Source organism: Clostridium puniceum (assembly GCF_002006345.1).
GTDB lineage: Bacteria > Bacillota > Clostridia > Clostridiales > Clostridiaceae > Clostridium > Clostridium puniceum.
Map to the genome: position 1 here is coordinate 36,604 of NZ_LZZM01000178.1, position 15,282 is coordinate 51,885.

Consider the following 15,282-nt stretch of genomic DNA (forward strand, 5'->3'; position numbering starts at 1 on the left):
ATGTTAACAAAGTAATTTATAAAAAATGGAGGTATTATATTTATGAAAAATCAAGGATTTCAAAAAACACCTTTTGCAAGACTTTTAATAGGGGCAGTTCTTGGATTAGGTACATCAATAGCACCATTGGTACTCTTAGGCTTTGGACTTGCAACCTTTAATATTATTAGAATTGTTGGAGTTGAAAATGCAACGGCAGTATATGGAATGGTAGGAGGAATAACAGGAATATTTTTAGTTATTTCATCTCCTTTAGGTGGAGCTATTGCAGATAAGACTAAATTTAAAATGGGTAGAAGAAGATTTTGGATGTTTGCTGGAAGTGTAGGAGGAGCATTATCAATGCTTACATTTACTTATGCAACTTCAATACCAGTTCTTATTATAGGATATTGTTTGGCTAACCTCTTTTATGGAATGGTAACTTTGTCATGTTATGCAGTAGTTCCGGAACAAGTTGATCCTGAAAAATTCGGCAGAGTGTCTGGATTATTCGGTGCAGCAGCTCCAGTTTGTGTTATGATAGGTCAGGCGTTACTTGGAGTATATGCTGATGTACCTGTTCAACAAAAGCTTTTAGCAATTATACTTATACAAGTTATAGGTGGAATACTAGCAGCACTTCTTATCAAAGATACTCAATTTACAGGAAACGTAAAAAAGAAGAAAGGTTTCAGTGAAGGCTTTAAAAATTTCTATCCAAGTGTAAAGAAATATCCAGAATATACTTGGGCACTTCTTACTAAACTTTTTATAAATGTTACAAATGCTGGATTAAATATGTTAACTCTTTTCTACATAATGAGATTCCATCTTGGTGAAGGTGATATTATGAGAGTTATGGCATATCAATCACCAGCAATAATGCTAATGGTAGTAGCAGGAATATTTGGAGGCTTTATATCAGATAAAATTAAAAAGCAAAAACCATTTGTAATGATAGCAGCACTGATTACAGGAATTTGTATGATTGCATTTGCATTCTCTGGCAGTGTAAGTTTTGTAATAATAGGCAACTTCTTCTTTAACTTTGGTTTTGGTATGTATACAGCGATAGATAATGCATTGGTAAATAGAATATTACCATCTAAAGAGAATACCGGGAAAGATATAGCAATAATGAATACAACAACACAATTATCCTCAGCAGTTGTTCAATTTTTAGCACCAATGCTTATAACACTGGGAACAAAATTATTGAGTGATGATGGATATACATTCTTTTTTATAGTTCTTTCAGGCTTTTCAATACTTTCTGCTTTAGTGGTAATTCCAATACCAGAAGTAGGACAATCTAAGAATGAAAAAACATTAGGAAAAGAAGAATTAGTTAATGAATAAGTAATACTAAATATAAATCTCTGCATATGGTGGAGATTTATATTCACTTATATATCTATTTATTTTTATAATCATACTTTTACTTATAAGAAAGGAAATATAAATGGAAGGCGGATTTGAATATTTAATAAATTCAGTACCAATAATGAAGGAATTTTTTCAGGAAGATACCTCTATTGTTATTGAAGATAAAAAAGAAATATTATTTATTTCAGAAGGAAAAACAATAAGACCTCCTTCAAAAGTAGGGGATAGAGTAGAAAGAAATCCAGTAAGAGATAAAGTTAATATGTATAAGAAAACAATCCATACTGTTTTAACAAAAGCAGAGCATGGTATTGATTTTAAACTCATAAGCATACCAATAAAAGACTCAGATAATAATGTAAAAGGAATTTTGTGTTTAACAAGAAATACAGAGAAGGAAAGTCAAATTAGAAATATTTCTAAAGAATTAATGGTATCACTAGTTGAAACTAATAATGCTATAAATGGAATCAAAGATAGTGCAGAAAAATTATCAGATAATGTTAATGAAATAATAGATAAAGTAGAAAAAAACTGAAATAAACATAAACGAAAGTAGTAAAGTTTTAGATTTAATTAAAAGTATATCTAAGCAGGTAAATATGTTGGGATTAAATGCATCTATTGAAGCAGCTAAAGCTGGTGAGAATGGAAAAGGCTTTCAGTTGTGGCTACAGAAATGAGAAAATTATCACAGTTAAGTAGTGAAGCGTCTAAGCAAATATCATCGTATTTAGAAGAAATGAAAAATAATATTGAAAGTATCACAAAGTCAATGGATAACTTAAGTGATATTGCAGAAAGTCAAGGTCAAAATATTGAAGAAGTCTCAACAATTATCGAAGAAATCACTTTAAATTCTCAAAAGTTAGTTGAGGGGGTAAAAAATTAACATAACTTAAGAAATAAAAAGAAATAAGCAGGGGGAAATATGTTAAAAAGATATACAAAAATTACAAGTTTATTAATAATTGCTGCATCTATAGTATCAATGGTACCAGCCATGGCAATCGAATATCAAATGATTAAGTCTCAGGATGGAGTTATTTATGATGCTTATTCAAAAGCTGGAGGTGTATTTCTTATTGATGGTGAGATAAATGGTGATGAAGATAGAGCTATTTATCTTTTGAAAGATGGAAAATATACTAAATTAGAAGATGCTGAAACAGGAGATAAAATAGGCGATATATGTCAGGGAAAATATTTAGAAATGACAGAGAGTGGCACTGGTGTTGTATATTATGTAGATATAACAACTGGCAAAGAATTAGATGATTATAGTAGAGTAGCTGAAAATGGGGATATTGCAAGAAATTTAAGAAATAAAATTAAGAAAGATAATGATAGACGATTTTCAGAAGATAGTATTGATAACCTTGTTACAGCAGACACTACTGTAAGAGGTGATGGCAGCGGCGAAGAAACCATGTGGGGGCTTACAGGCAGCTGGAGGCAGTATTTCTATAGATTGGACAACCCATTTGTAGTTGGAAGTTATACTAAGGATACAGCTACAATTTATTCTGATTCTGAAGGATATTGATGTTGATTATAATTTAGGAAGTATCTGTGTATCTACAACAACTGGTAGTAGTATTACAGTTAAAAATACAAATTCTTCTTATAAAGTAAAGGAAAATGATAAGCATTATGAAATAAAGGCACAAATTGAAAATGATAGAACATGGGATGAAGGACCTGAATATATAGTAAGAACTGCAAAGCTTACAATATGAAAAAAAGAAGCAGGTAAAGAGGATAGCAATTATGAAAATGTAACAGATGAAGTGAAATTAGGTTCAAAATCTCATTATTTTAGACAATCTATTAGTGATGATAATAGTGTAACGGTATTACAGAAGATTTCTAAAGGTCAGGCATCAGATACTATAAATGGAATTAAATATGCAAAAGATGTAAAAACATATTTTATGACAGATGAGGATGGTAATCCGCTATCATTACTTGGATTAGGAAATGGTTCGGGTAGCGTTTATACAGGCATTGGATTACATGCAATAGGAGGCGGAACACAGGGATACAATACTAGCTTTTATTATGATTTTATTAATGCAAAAGTATATGCAGAAACTCTTAATTTTAAATCAAAGGGTGGTTATAATTACATCGATGTAGATGAATATGATGAAGCGAATGTAAAAACAAATGGATTTAAATTAGGATGTGGAGATGTTTGGGTTCTAGGGGATAGATATGTTAAGAGATTCAATTGTAAAGACAATAAATTTGAAAAATTATATAAAGTAGATGGCGGAATGACAAACTTACATTGTAGTCTTCCAACAGATGTAGTTGTTTGGGATACAGATAAAGAATGTTATTCTATTGTATATCCAAAAGCATCAGCAGAGGATAAAAATGATGCAACAACTACGGAAACGGCATATGCAACAACGGAAGCAACGGTTTTAACCACAGTAAATGGCTGGATTAAAAATACTGATGGAATTTGGAATTATATTAAAGCTGATGGGACTAAAGCTACAGGCTGGTACTGCTTGGTATTATTTAAAAGCTGACGGTGTTATGGCTACTGGATGGCAAAATGTTGATGGTCATGGTACTATCTAAATGGGTCAGGTGCAATGCAAACTGGTTGGATTAATGACAATGGAAATTGTTACTTTTGTAATACATCAGGAGTTATGTTAAGCAATACAAGTGTTGATGGATATGTTTTAGGTAGTAATGGAGCTTGGGTTAAGTAATGAATAAAAAAGTTTTACAAAAGGGTGCTTAAGTTACAGTTTTAAAATTTATTAAAAAGAGTTAATTTGCTAAGTTTTAATAATTAGCAAGTTAGCTCTTTTATAAATTTAGGGACGTAGATAGTTTTGTTTTTACACCAAACTATCTACTGTCCCTTTAAATATTTTATCATTGTGATTTTCTATATTGCTGTGGTGATTTTTTATAATATCTTTTAAACATTCTAGAAAAATGTTCAACAGAATTATAACCTACAGATTCAGAAATTTTTTCTATAGGTAAATCAGTATTTATAACATAATTCTTAGCATCTTCCATTTTTAACTTTGTTATAAGAGTTGTAAATTTTAAGCTAAGATTCTTTTTTATTAATATGCTTAAATGAGATTCACTATAGTGAAAGTATTCAGCAAGAGAATTTAGTGTAAGAGTTTTATAATTATTTTGTATATATTGTACGATTAATGAAAAATCACTTCCCATGTCATAGCTATTAAATTGTATTGTTTCACTATAGTTTCTTAAAATAGTAGAAAAAAGAATGTTTGCCCAGCTAATACTGCAAGTATTATAATACATATCATTTTTATTGTTTTCCATGATTAAATTTTTAATTATGATTTTAATATCCTTTGAATTTTTAGTATGGAATAGAAGATAATTTGGTGTAGTTTTGTTATAAAGCATTGTCTTAAAAAAGTAAGAGAGTAAATCCTTTTGTGAAAGTAGCGTAAAGAAGGTACTATCAAAGGTACTTTTTCTAATGGCAATAGAAATTATGATGGAATCTTTATCATCTGCAATTATATTATGTGATGATGTAGGTGCAATGATACATAGTTCGCCTTCTTCAAGAGTGCGATGTTCTTTTTCAAATTGAAACTCACAATTTCCTTTGAAGACATAATAAATCTCAAAATAATCATGGGAATGTGTCTGATCATTTATATAATTAAAGTGTTTATTTACAAAAATATCACTTTGCTCTCGGAGAATAATAGATTCTTTTAATTCTGAAGATTTAACTATAGATCCATTTTCAAGAATGGTGTTTATACAAATTGGAATATTGTTTAATAAATCTAAAAATTCATCATCAGATAAACAATTCCAAAAGGATTCTTCAGGCAAGCTAGGTTTTATAGTCACATAGTTCTTTTTTTCATACAATTCAATAACTGCATCCTCAAAGTTTTTCTTCTTTCCATTATTCAAATAAGAGTTTGTTAAAATGGATTGAATCATTCCAGAAATAGTGTACATATCAATCATTTTATTTTCCCATCCTTTCATGTACCTTATGAATTCAGTATAACAAAAGTAAAATTAGTATACAATTAGGCAAAAAAATCAATCTAAAAAAAAATCAAATTTAAGTTGTTTTAAATCATGGATAAAAAGGGTTTCATACATTAAAATGAGTACATAAAATAAATTACGTTTGCTTTATTAATGATATATATAAGTTCTAATTAAGAAAGTTCATAATTTAGTTGGTTGTCTTATCCAATCACTCTAATATAGAAATTAAATCTTAATGAACAAAATTTTTTAGAACATATATATAAAATAAAAATAAGATAAGGTCGTGAATAATATGAAAACTAAAGTAAGATCAAGAATCAAATTTTTAGTGCACAGTTTTATATGAAGTGAAAACGTATAAAATTGTATTTTGTTAAATTAAAATATGATTCGTCAAAATTTCTATCTAGTAAAATAATTGGAGGTTAGATATATGGAACAAGTGATAAAGAATAATATTCAGAATGCAGATGTAAAGTTAAGTTATAAAGAAAAAGTATCCTATGGCTCAGGTGAGGTTGGTATAAATTTATTATTTACGGCAATGGGTGCATTTTTACTATTTTACTATACTGATGTGGCTGGAGTTAGTGCAGCAGCTGTTGGCTCAATAATGTTAATATCAAAAATATTTGATGGTATTGCAGATATTGCTATGGGATTTATTACAGATAGAACTCAATCTAAATATGGAAAAGCTAGGCCTTGGCTTTTAAGAATGGCAATTCCTTATGGTATAGCGGGAATATTGTTGTTTACAGTACCTGAAGTGGGTGAAATTGGAAAATTAGTATATATATTTCTTACATACAATACATTCTGTATTATTTATACGGCAGCGGTAATACCATATTATTCATTAAGTTCATTGGTTACACAAAATCAAAAGGAAAGAGAAAACATTGGGTTTATAAGATCAATAATGACTACAATAGGTAGTTTAGCTATTAACGCAGGAACATTACCTTTAGTAAATGCTTTTGGCGGTGGGAAAATAGCATGGACAATCACATTTGTAATTTTTGGAGCAATCTCTGCAGCATTATTTATATTAGCGTTTGTGAATACAAAAGAAAGAGTTGGAAATGATGGTATAGATCATGATGCTAATAATTCTAAAAAAGAAAAACGAGATATGAAAGATGAGATAAAATATTTATTTAAAAACAAATATTGGCTTATATTAACTGGAAATGGTTTTTGTTCGAATATGGTAATGGCCCTTAGTATGGGAGTAACAGTATATTTTGCGCAATATATATTAAAAAATCCAGGGGCAGTAGGAATTCTAGCTTTGTGTAATATGATTCCAATGTTTATATGCATACCTTTGGGATATCCATTAGTTCGGAAGTTTGGTAAGAGAAATATGTTAATAGCAGGTTTAGTTTTAATGGTTGTAGGATATGCAATTATGTTCTTAGGCGCAGCTAATCTTACAATTGTAGTTGCAGGAGTAATTATAAAAGCAATTGGTACAGCAACGCAATGGACTCAAGGACCTATGCTTGCAGATACTGTAGAATATGGTGAGTGGAAAAATGGAATAAGACAAGAAGGATTAATATTTAGTGCACAAAGTTTTGGAACAAAGATAGGCAGTGGATTAGGAACAGGTCTTATAGGATGGGTTCTAGGAATAACAGGATACATTGGCGGTGCGCAAGTGCAATCTGCGCCAGCACTGCTTGGAATAAATGCATTATTTATAATAATACCTGTAGTTATTACAGTAATTGAAATAATAATGATGGCACTTTATAAGTTAGATAGTGAGTACTCAAACGTATTAGAAAAGCTTAATTCAAGAAAAATATTAAATCATTAAAAATAAAATATTATATCTTAATATTATAAAAAAGTAGAATTTATGAGGTGTTTAAATTGATAATAAAATGTATAGATAATAATTTATGTTCAAGTCTAACTGTAGGAAAGCAGTATTTGTTAATAGATGAGAAACCAGAATATTTTGTAGTTATTGATGATGTAAATGAAGAATTAACATGTAAGAAAGAACGATTTATAGTGGTTGAAGATGGAGGTCTAACTAAAAAAGCGAAGGCAACTATAACAGAGTTAAATTATCAGTTACAAAATAATTGTAAAGATATTAAGAAGTATGTAATTAGGAAAAACTCTAAAGGAGAGATCAAAGAAATATCTATAATTTTTAATTATGATTAATTTATAAATGATATTTAATAGAAATAATTAAAAAATTTTAGATGTAACATTAACGTTCAATCTATGATTAGAATAGCTACTGCTCAAACTAAAAGCCAAGTATATCTAGAGGAGGCTAAATGGATGAGCATGGCAGAAGCATGGTTTGAAGATAAAATAGGATTACAATTATCAGAATTAACATCATATGAAATAATGAGTTTAAATAAATAATATAATTTGTGAATTCTTATGATATTTAGTACAAAATTTTCAATTTAGAGGGAGATTTAAACTATGAAAATAATTAATTTAAAAACAAATCACATTGAAAATCCATTAGGATTTGATTTAAGTAAGCCAAGCCTTTCATTTGTAACTTGTGATACAAATGCAAAAAAGCAAGTCGCTGCACAAATTATAGTGGCTTTAGATAAAGAATTTAATGATATTGTTTTTGATAGCGGAAAAAGTGAAGAAATAGATAGTTTAGCTTTTAAATTACCTATAGATTTAAGACCAAGAATTCGTTACTACTGGAAGGTAACAGTATGGGCTAATAATGGAGATATTGCAACTAGTGAGTCTGCTTGGTTTGAAACAGCTAAAATAGATGAATCTTGGAGCTCAAAATGGATAACACCAGAATTAGATAGTGTAATACATCCGGTGTTAAATAAAGAATTTAATATAGAAAAGTCTATAAAATGTGCACGTGCTTATGTATGTGGTTTAGGGTTATATGAAATAAATATTAATGGACAAAAGTGTGGAGAGGAGTATCTCGCTCCAAACTTTAATGCTTATGATAAATGGTTACAATATCAAACTTATGATATTACCAATACATTAGAACAAGGAAAAAATACAATTGATGTTTTACTAGGAAATGGAATGTATAAAGGACGTTTTGGGCTTTCTAGAACAGAAAATCTATATGGAGATAAGTTTGCTTTACTATGTGAAATAGTTATAGATTTTGAAGATGGTACTAGCCTTGTAATAAATTCAGATGAAACTTGGAAATCAAGAAAAAGCAAAATTTTATCAAGTGGCATTTACGATGGTGAAGTTTATGATTCTACATTTAATGAACAAACTAGTTATGAAGTTCGAGAAATAGATTTAGGTACAGATAAATTAAAAGCAAGATTAAGCTTGCCAGTAAAAATGAAAGAAAGACTAAAACCAATAGAAATAATCACAACACCTGCTGGAGAAACAGTTCTTGATTTAGGTCAAAATATGGTTGGCTGGATTGAGTTTAAAACCAATGCTCCTAAAGGTAGTGAAATAACTCTTCAATATGGTGAAATTCTTCAAGAAGGCAACTTTTACAGAGACAATCTACAAAGTGCTAAATGTGAGTTTAAATATATATCAGATGGTGAAGAAGCTGTAGTAAGACCTCACTTTACTTACTATGGATTTAGATATGTAAAAGTAAGTGGATATCATGGAAAAGTAAATTCAGATAATTTTACGGGCTGCGTATTGTATTCCGATATGGAACTAACAGGGCATATAGAAACTAGTAATCCATTAGTAAATAGATTATTTCTGAATGCATTATGGGGGCAAAAAGGAAACTTTTTAGATGTTCCAACAGATTGTCCACAACGTGATGAGCGTTTAGGATGGACTGGAGATGCACAAGTCTTCTCAGGTACTGCAAGTTTTAATATGGATACTTTTGCTTTCTTTAATAAGTATATGTATGATATAGCTCGTGAGCAGGAAGTTAGGGAAGGACTTGTACCTAATATTGTACCAGTAGCTGGTACTGGAGATGGTTGTTCTAGTGGATGGTCAGATGTAGCAACAATAATACCTTGGAATGTATATGTTCAATATGGAGATAAGAGAATATTAGAGCAGCAATTTGATAGTATGAAAGCATGGGTAGATTTTATTAAAAAGCAAGATGATAATTCAGGTTCAAGAAGACTTTGGATAACAAGCTTCCAATTAGGAGATTGGCTTGCATTAGATGGGGAAAATCCTAACAGCTTTGCAGGTGGAACTGAAACAGGTTTTATTGCATCAGCGTATTATTACTATTCTTCAAGGATTGTTGCAAAAGCTGCAAAAATATTAGAAAAAGAAGAATTATTTAAAGAATATGAAGCTTTAGCCAGTGAAATTAGAGAAGCAATAAGGAAAGAATATTTTACAAGCACTGGACGTTTAGCACTAAAAAATCAAACAGCCTATATAATTGCACTTTATATGGATTTAGCACCAGAAGGCAAAGTAGAAAGAGTGATAAATGATTTACGTGAAAGATTTAAAGCAGATAAAAACCATTTAAAAACAGGGTTTATCGGAACTCCTTATTTATGTAAAGCGTTATCAGAAAATAGATGTAATGATTTAGCTTATACATTGCTTTTAAATAAAGATTATCCAAGCTGGTTATATGCAGTTACAATGGGTGCAACGACAATTTGGGAACGTTGGAACTCTGTACTTCCAGATGGAAAAATAAGTGGTACAGATATGAATTCATTAAATCACTATTCTTATGGTTCAATTGTAGAATGGATGTATAGATATATGGCAGGAATAAATCCAGTAGAAAGCAAACCAGGTTTTAGGCATATAAAATTAACTCCTATGCCTGATTATCGTTTAAAATATGCAAAAGCATCGTATAATTCATCAGTAGGTTTATATGAAAGTCAATGGGAAATAAGTGAAGAAGGAAATTTAAGCTTTAGATTTTTAATTCCATTTAATGCATCTGCAACTTTAATATTACCTAATGCAAAATTAGAAAATGTAAAAGTAAATAGTAAGTTACTAAAAGAAACGGACCTTAATTCAAGTAAAAGCAATGAAAATGTAATTGTAGAATTAGTTAGCGGTTCATATGAATTTTATTATGTACCAAAAGTGGCTTACATTAAATATTACAGTACTGAATGTAGTTATGAGGAATTAGTAAAAAATGAAGAAAGTAAAAAGAGGTTAGTTGAAGTATTGCCTATAATGCTTCCAGATCATATGATAGGAAAAGTAGGGGATAAGTCGCTAAGAGAATTATCACATATGCCATTTTTTCCTGTATCAAGTGATGTATTGGATGAGTTGGATAAGAAATTAGGGGAAATTAAAGTTAATATTGATTGATATATAAATATTTCCGATTAAATATAGAACCAGTAATAATGAAAATTGTAACAAAGAATATTGTGAGTTATGCTTAGAGGCAGTTCATGTCTTACTGAACGGGCAACCTCCGCCACAAAATCTACGGAAATCTAAAATTGATATGTTCATTTATAATGAAGAGCAGTTTAAGCTATTTTATAATAGGTTGAACTGCCTTCTTAAAAAGTTTTCATTAAAAATTATTCTTAAAATTTAAGAGTAGTTTGAGCATCATTACTATTAGTAGTCATGCTTGTTACAGTTTTATAATCTTTTATTTCTTTTAATATAGAAACATATTTTATAATTTTTTAGATTTAATCGACTGACAAATAAATTGTTAACAAAATGTGTATCAAGTGATAAATATTCTGGATTTGGTAAAACAATTTGTATTTATTAATAAAAAATAATGTATAAGAATAAAGTAAATGATCTAAATATTAAGCAAAGTGTGAAGAAAGAATAATAGATATTTTATACTATTAATTTAGAAATAGATAATTTTTAGTAGCTTGACAGTGAGAATTACTATAGATTACTATATGTATATTCAGCGTTTTTGACGGTGGTATAGTATTTATGTCTAATTTAAATAATTTAAAATCATTAAAAAATTGTGTTTGTAGAAATCTGCGTATGACAACAAGAATTACTACTCAGCATTTTGATCAAATTTTTCAGACTGTTGGACTAACAACTCCTCAATTCTCATTATTATCAGATATAACTGCACATGAGAATATCGCAATAAGTGAAGTGGCAGAGATATTATTAATGGATCAAACGACTTTAACTCGTAATATTGAAATTTTAAGAAAAAAAGGATATGTTAATGTAAGAACAGACGGTAATGATTCAAGAAGAAAATGTATCTCTTTAAGTAATGTGGGAGAAGAAATACTAAATGAAGCTATCCCAGTATGGAATAATGTTCAATCTCTAATATTTAAGGAGATTGGTGCTGAAAAATTTACGGGATTTTTGGAGACATTAACGCAAATCCAAACTATTATCAATAAAATATCTTCATGATAACATATACCTAGTTTTGGCTTAGATGAAGACCTTAATCATATATTTACTTCATATCTTTCAATATAATCTGCTTTCATTGAAAAATATTCACAATAATATTTTGTCAGTATTTTATAGTCATTTGCATAAGATGATTATAAGTTTTTAGATACTGTAGCCTTTAAATTTATAACTCTCATATATGTATTACAATGTGAAAAGTAATAACAGAATGGAGTTCTTGTTTATTTATAAAACTTGTAGTAATCAAGAGTTATTTTTCTGATAATATGTATATACATGCAAAAGGTTAATAGGTACTAAGATATAAGAATAGATTAATTATATTACATTTAAATTATAAATTATTGAAAGGACTTATAATACAATTAAATTTTTGGTATGTATCTAAAACCGATGTTTGAAAATGGAGATCTAATTCTATAAATGCTTGTTTAAAAGTATAAATTTAATTAAGAAATGTATAATAATCTGATAAATTAATTAAAGAGGATGATTTTGGATTATGGAGATAGAAAAAAGGAAGGAATATAAAAACAGATGGATAATATTAGCTGTTTTGGTGTTACTTCCATTCATGGCAACATTGGATAGCACTATAGTAAATGTAGTATTACCAGCCATGGTAAATATATTTTCTGTAGATATGTATTCTATTCAATTAATAATAATTTGTTATCTAATTACAATAGTTAGTACAATTTTATTTTTTGGAAGACTTGGGGATATAAAAGGAAAATCTATGGTATTTAATTTAGGGTTATTAGTATTTACTATGGGATCATTATTTTGTGGTTTGTCAAAAAGTTTTACATCGCTAGTGTTTTTTAGAATAATCCAGGCAATAGGAGCATCTGCTGCCATGGCAAATAATCAAGGAATAATAACCCAAGTATTCCCTGCCAATGAAAGAGGAAAGGCACTTGGAATATCTGGAACTTTCTTAGCACTTGGAACCATGATAGGACCACCATTAGGGGGGGTTATAATTTCATATTTAAACTGGTATTATATATTTTTTATAAATATTCCTGTTGGAGTGATAGCAACAATAATAGGTATTAAAATGTTACCTGACCAATTAAGTGAAAAAAAAGAAGATATTGATTTTGTAGGAGCTGTGATTTTTGGAGTCAGTGTTATTTTCTGCTTTTATTCTCTTATAACTGGCGAAATTATTGGATATGATAATCAGGTAATTATAGCAGGTTTTGTTATGGGAATAATTTTGTTTATTACATTTATATTTTTAGAAAAGAGAGTAAAGTATACTCTTGTAGATTTTTCATTATTTAAAAGTTCACTTTTTTCTATAGGTATATTATGTACATTTATATGTTATATGTCATTTAATAGTAACAATATTATTCAACCATTTTATATTGAAAATGTGTTAAAAATGACACCTGATTACTCAGGAATAATTATGATGATTTCTCCATTAATAATTACAATAATTGCACCTTTTAGCGGCTATTTATCTGATAAAATTGGCTCAGAGCTTTTAACACTTAGTGGATTAATACTTATGGGAATAGGTATGAGTTTAATGGCAACTTTAAATGAAAGTTCTCCCGTTAAAGAATTGATTATATATATTTTTTTAATATCAATTGGAAATGGGATATTTTTATCTCCTAATAATTCACTTGTTATGTCTTCAGCACCTAGTGATAAATTAGGTATTGCAGGAAGTATAAATGCTTTGGTAAGAAATTTAGGGCAATCTTCAGGTGTAGCTATGGCTACTTTAATTTTATATTCTTTCATGAGCATAAAAATGGGAATAAAAGTACTTGGATATGTGAAAGGCAGAGAGGATATCTTTATATTTGGAATGAAGCATGTATATATAGCCTCTGCTTTAATTTGTTGTATAGGAATAGTAATAACAGCTATAAGATTAAAAATGAAGAAAAAATTTAAGCAGTAACATATAAAATAATTAATATTTTTTTCTGAGGGTTAAGGTTTAGAGTATAATAGAATATATGGTAAATATGATAAAAGACATTTAATTTTTAATATGATATGCTCCCTTTATAGTAGACAGTTAAAATAATAAAACTGTCATTATGAAGGGAGTATATTTTTATGGGAAGAAAAGCTAAAGTTTCTCCAGGTCAAAAACTTGAAGCTGTTGAAGATTATCTTTGTGGGAATAAAAGTTCTACCCAAATCTGTTATGAGTTAAATGTGACGAAAAAATCATTTGATCAATGGGTTCGTAAATTTAAGCTACATGGCGCTGAAGGACTTAAAACTACAACAAAAAATACATTTTACCCTATAGAACTTAAATATCAAGCTATAAAAGATTATCTTGACGGAATAGGCTCTTTGTTTGAAATTTGTAGCAAATACAATATTTCTTCACATAGTATTCTTCAACAATGGATTAAGAAGTATAATAGTCATAAAACATTTAAATCTCATAGTAAGCAAGGGGATAGAATTATGACTAATGGAAGAAAAACTACTTATGAAGAAAGAACTGAGATTGTTGCATTCTGCATTTCGAATAATGATGATTACCAAGCTACTGCTGATAAGTTTAAGGTTTCTTATCAACAAGTTTATACATGGGTAAGAAAATACAAAGCTAATGGATATGAAGAACTAACAGACCGTCGCGGTAAGCGTAAAGAGGCTGCTGAGCTTACTGAGTCTGATAAATTATCTGCACAATTAAAACTTATTGAAGCAGAAAATACACGTTTAAAGATGGAGATTGATTTCTTAAAAAAATTGAAGGAAGTAGAAAGAAGGTGATAGGTACTAGAATACTCCAAGAATATAAATATATTTCTATAAAAGAATTACATGAGCAAAATGGATATCCGATAGCTGATTTATGCAATTTAGCTAATATTGCACGATCATCTTACTACAAATGGATTAACCGTTCAGAGACTGAATTAGATAGGAAGAATTCAATAATACTAAAAGAGATTGTTAAGCTTTATGAAGATGTAAATGGTATCTATGGATACCGTCGGATAACAATGAATATAAATAGACTTCTGAATAAACAGTATAATCATAAACGAATTTATAGATTAATGAAATCTATAAACATGAGGTCAGTTATAAGAAAAAAGAGAAAATCTTATATTCAAAGCACTCCACAAATTACTGCAGAAAACAAATTAAATAGAGAATTTTATGCAAATAAACCAAATGAAAAATGGTTAACAGATGTTACAGAATTTAAACTACTTAATGGTAAAAAGGCTTACCTTAGCGCAATATTTGATTTAGCTGATAAGAGCATTGTTTCTTATGTTGTTGGTCACTCAAATAACAATCAGCTTGTTTTTGATACATTTGATTTAGCAGTAAGTTCTAATCCGACTGCAAAGCCACTGTTTCATAGTGACAGGGGATTTCAGGTGCGACAAGAAGTCGCGTAATACATTGTCGTTAGACTGCCCCATCCATTCGGGGTAACTCTATCGTGACTAGCGTGAATGGTAACGTTTGGGTTAGAAAGCTCACGAGACAATGTGGAAGTTCGAG

The 15,282-nt window shown here is 29.3% G+C and carries 13 protein-coding genes and 1 pseudogene; 13 read left to right on the forward strand and 1 reads right to left on the reverse strand.

The features are described from left to right. Positions 1–42: 42 nt before the first annotated feature. The 5 genes and pseudogenes from CLPUN_RS14575 (at position 43) to CLPUN_RS29820 (ending at position 4,100) form a co-directional block, all read left to right on the forward strand. Positions 43–1,341, forward strand: a complete 1,299-nt coding sequence (locus CLPUN_RS14575; protein WP_077847982.1) for an MFS transporter — start codon at positions 43–45, stop codon at positions 1,339–1,341. 103 nt (positions 1,342–1,444) lie between these two features. Beyond that, a complete protein-coding gene (locus tag CLPUN_RS14580; RefSeq protein ID WP_077847983.1) occupies positions 1,445–1,906 on the forward strand; it encodes a putative transcriptional regulator in 462 nt (153 codons plus the stop codon). 7 nt (positions 1,907–1,913) lie between these two features. Then, positions 1,914–2,051: a methyl-accepting chemotaxis protein gene (locus CLPUN_RS29650; protein ID WP_423237301.1), complete on the forward strand. Its 138-nt coding sequence runs from the start codon at positions 1,914–1,916 to the stop codon at positions 2,049–2,051. Further along, complete coding sequence (locus tag CLPUN_RS14590) at positions 2,048–2,260, forward strand: hypothetical protein (protein WP_077847985.1); 213 nt, start codon at positions 2,048–2,050, stop codon at positions 2,258–2,260. Before CLPUN_RS29650 ends, CLPUN_RS14590 begins: the two co-directional genes overlap by 4 nt. Positions 2,261–2,299: 39 nt before the next feature. Continuing rightward, positions 2,300–4,100: pseudogene (locus tag CLPUN_RS29820) on the forward strand (N-acetylmuramoyl-L-alanine amidase family protein). Between the two features lie 169 nt (positions 4,101–4,269). Here the strand turns inward: CLPUN_RS29820 and CLPUN_RS14600 are convergent. Continuing rightward, positions 4,270–5,373 carry an AraC family transcriptional regulator gene (locus CLPUN_RS14600; RefSeq protein ID WP_158078777.1) on the reverse strand — a complete coding sequence of 368 codons (1,104 nt, stop codon included), beginning with the start codon at positions 5,371–5,373 and terminating at the stop codon, positions 4,270–4,272. Positions 5,374–5,839: 466 nt separating this feature from the next. On the opposite strand from CLPUN_RS14600, the gene CLPUN_RS14605 reads away from it, so the two are divergent. The 8 genes from CLPUN_RS14605 (at position 5,840) to CLPUN_RS14635 (ending at position 15,176) form a co-directional block, all read left to right on the forward strand. After that, complete coding sequence (locus tag CLPUN_RS14605; RefSeq protein WP_077847987.1) at positions 5,840–7,234, forward strand: MFS transporter; 1,395 nt, start codon at positions 5,840–5,842, stop codon at positions 7,232–7,234. 56 nt (positions 7,235–7,290) lie between these two features. Continuing rightward, positions 7,291–7,593, forward strand: a complete 303-nt coding sequence (locus CLPUN_RS14610; protein ID WP_077847988.1) for a hypothetical protein — start codon at positions 7,291–7,293, stop codon at positions 7,591–7,593. 63 nt (positions 7,594–7,656) lie between these two features. After that, a complete protein-coding gene (locus CLPUN_RS27690; RefSeq protein WP_158078778.1) occupies positions 7,657–7,806 on the forward strand; it encodes a hypothetical protein in 150 nt (49 codons plus the stop codon). A gap of 63 nt (positions 7,807–7,869) precedes the next feature. Then, positions 7,870–10,704, forward strand: coding sequence for an alpha-L-rhamnosidase (locus CLPUN_RS14615; RefSeq protein ID WP_077847989.1), 2,835 nt, complete (start codon positions 7,870–7,872; stop codon positions 10,702–10,704). Between the two features lie 603 nt (positions 10,705–11,307). After that, positions 11,308–11,760, forward strand: a complete 453-nt coding sequence (locus CLPUN_RS14620) for a MarR family winged helix-turn-helix transcriptional regulator (RefSeq protein ID WP_077847990.1) — start codon at positions 11,308–11,310, stop codon at positions 11,758–11,760. A gap of 508 nt (positions 11,761–12,268) precedes the next feature. Further along, the gene (locus CLPUN_RS14625; RefSeq protein ID WP_077847991.1) at positions 12,269–13,696 is read left to right on the forward strand and encodes an MFS transporter; all 1,428 of its coding nucleotides are present in this window, start codon (positions 12,269–12,271) and stop codon (positions 13,694–13,696) included. A 161-nt stretch (positions 13,697–13,857) separates the two neighbouring features. Then, the gene (locus CLPUN_RS14630; RefSeq protein WP_077847992.1) at positions 13,858–14,535 is read left to right on the forward strand and encodes a helix-turn-helix domain-containing protein; all 678 of its coding nucleotides are present in this window, start codon (positions 13,858–13,860) and stop codon (positions 14,533–14,535) included. Then, entirely contained in the window at positions 14,532–15,176 is a 645-nt protein-coding gene (locus CLPUN_RS14635; protein ID WP_077847993.1) for an IS3 family transposase, read from the forward strand. Before CLPUN_RS14630 ends, CLPUN_RS14635 begins: the two co-directional genes overlap by 4 nt. The last annotated feature ends 106 nt before the right edge of the window (positions 15,177–15,282 follow it).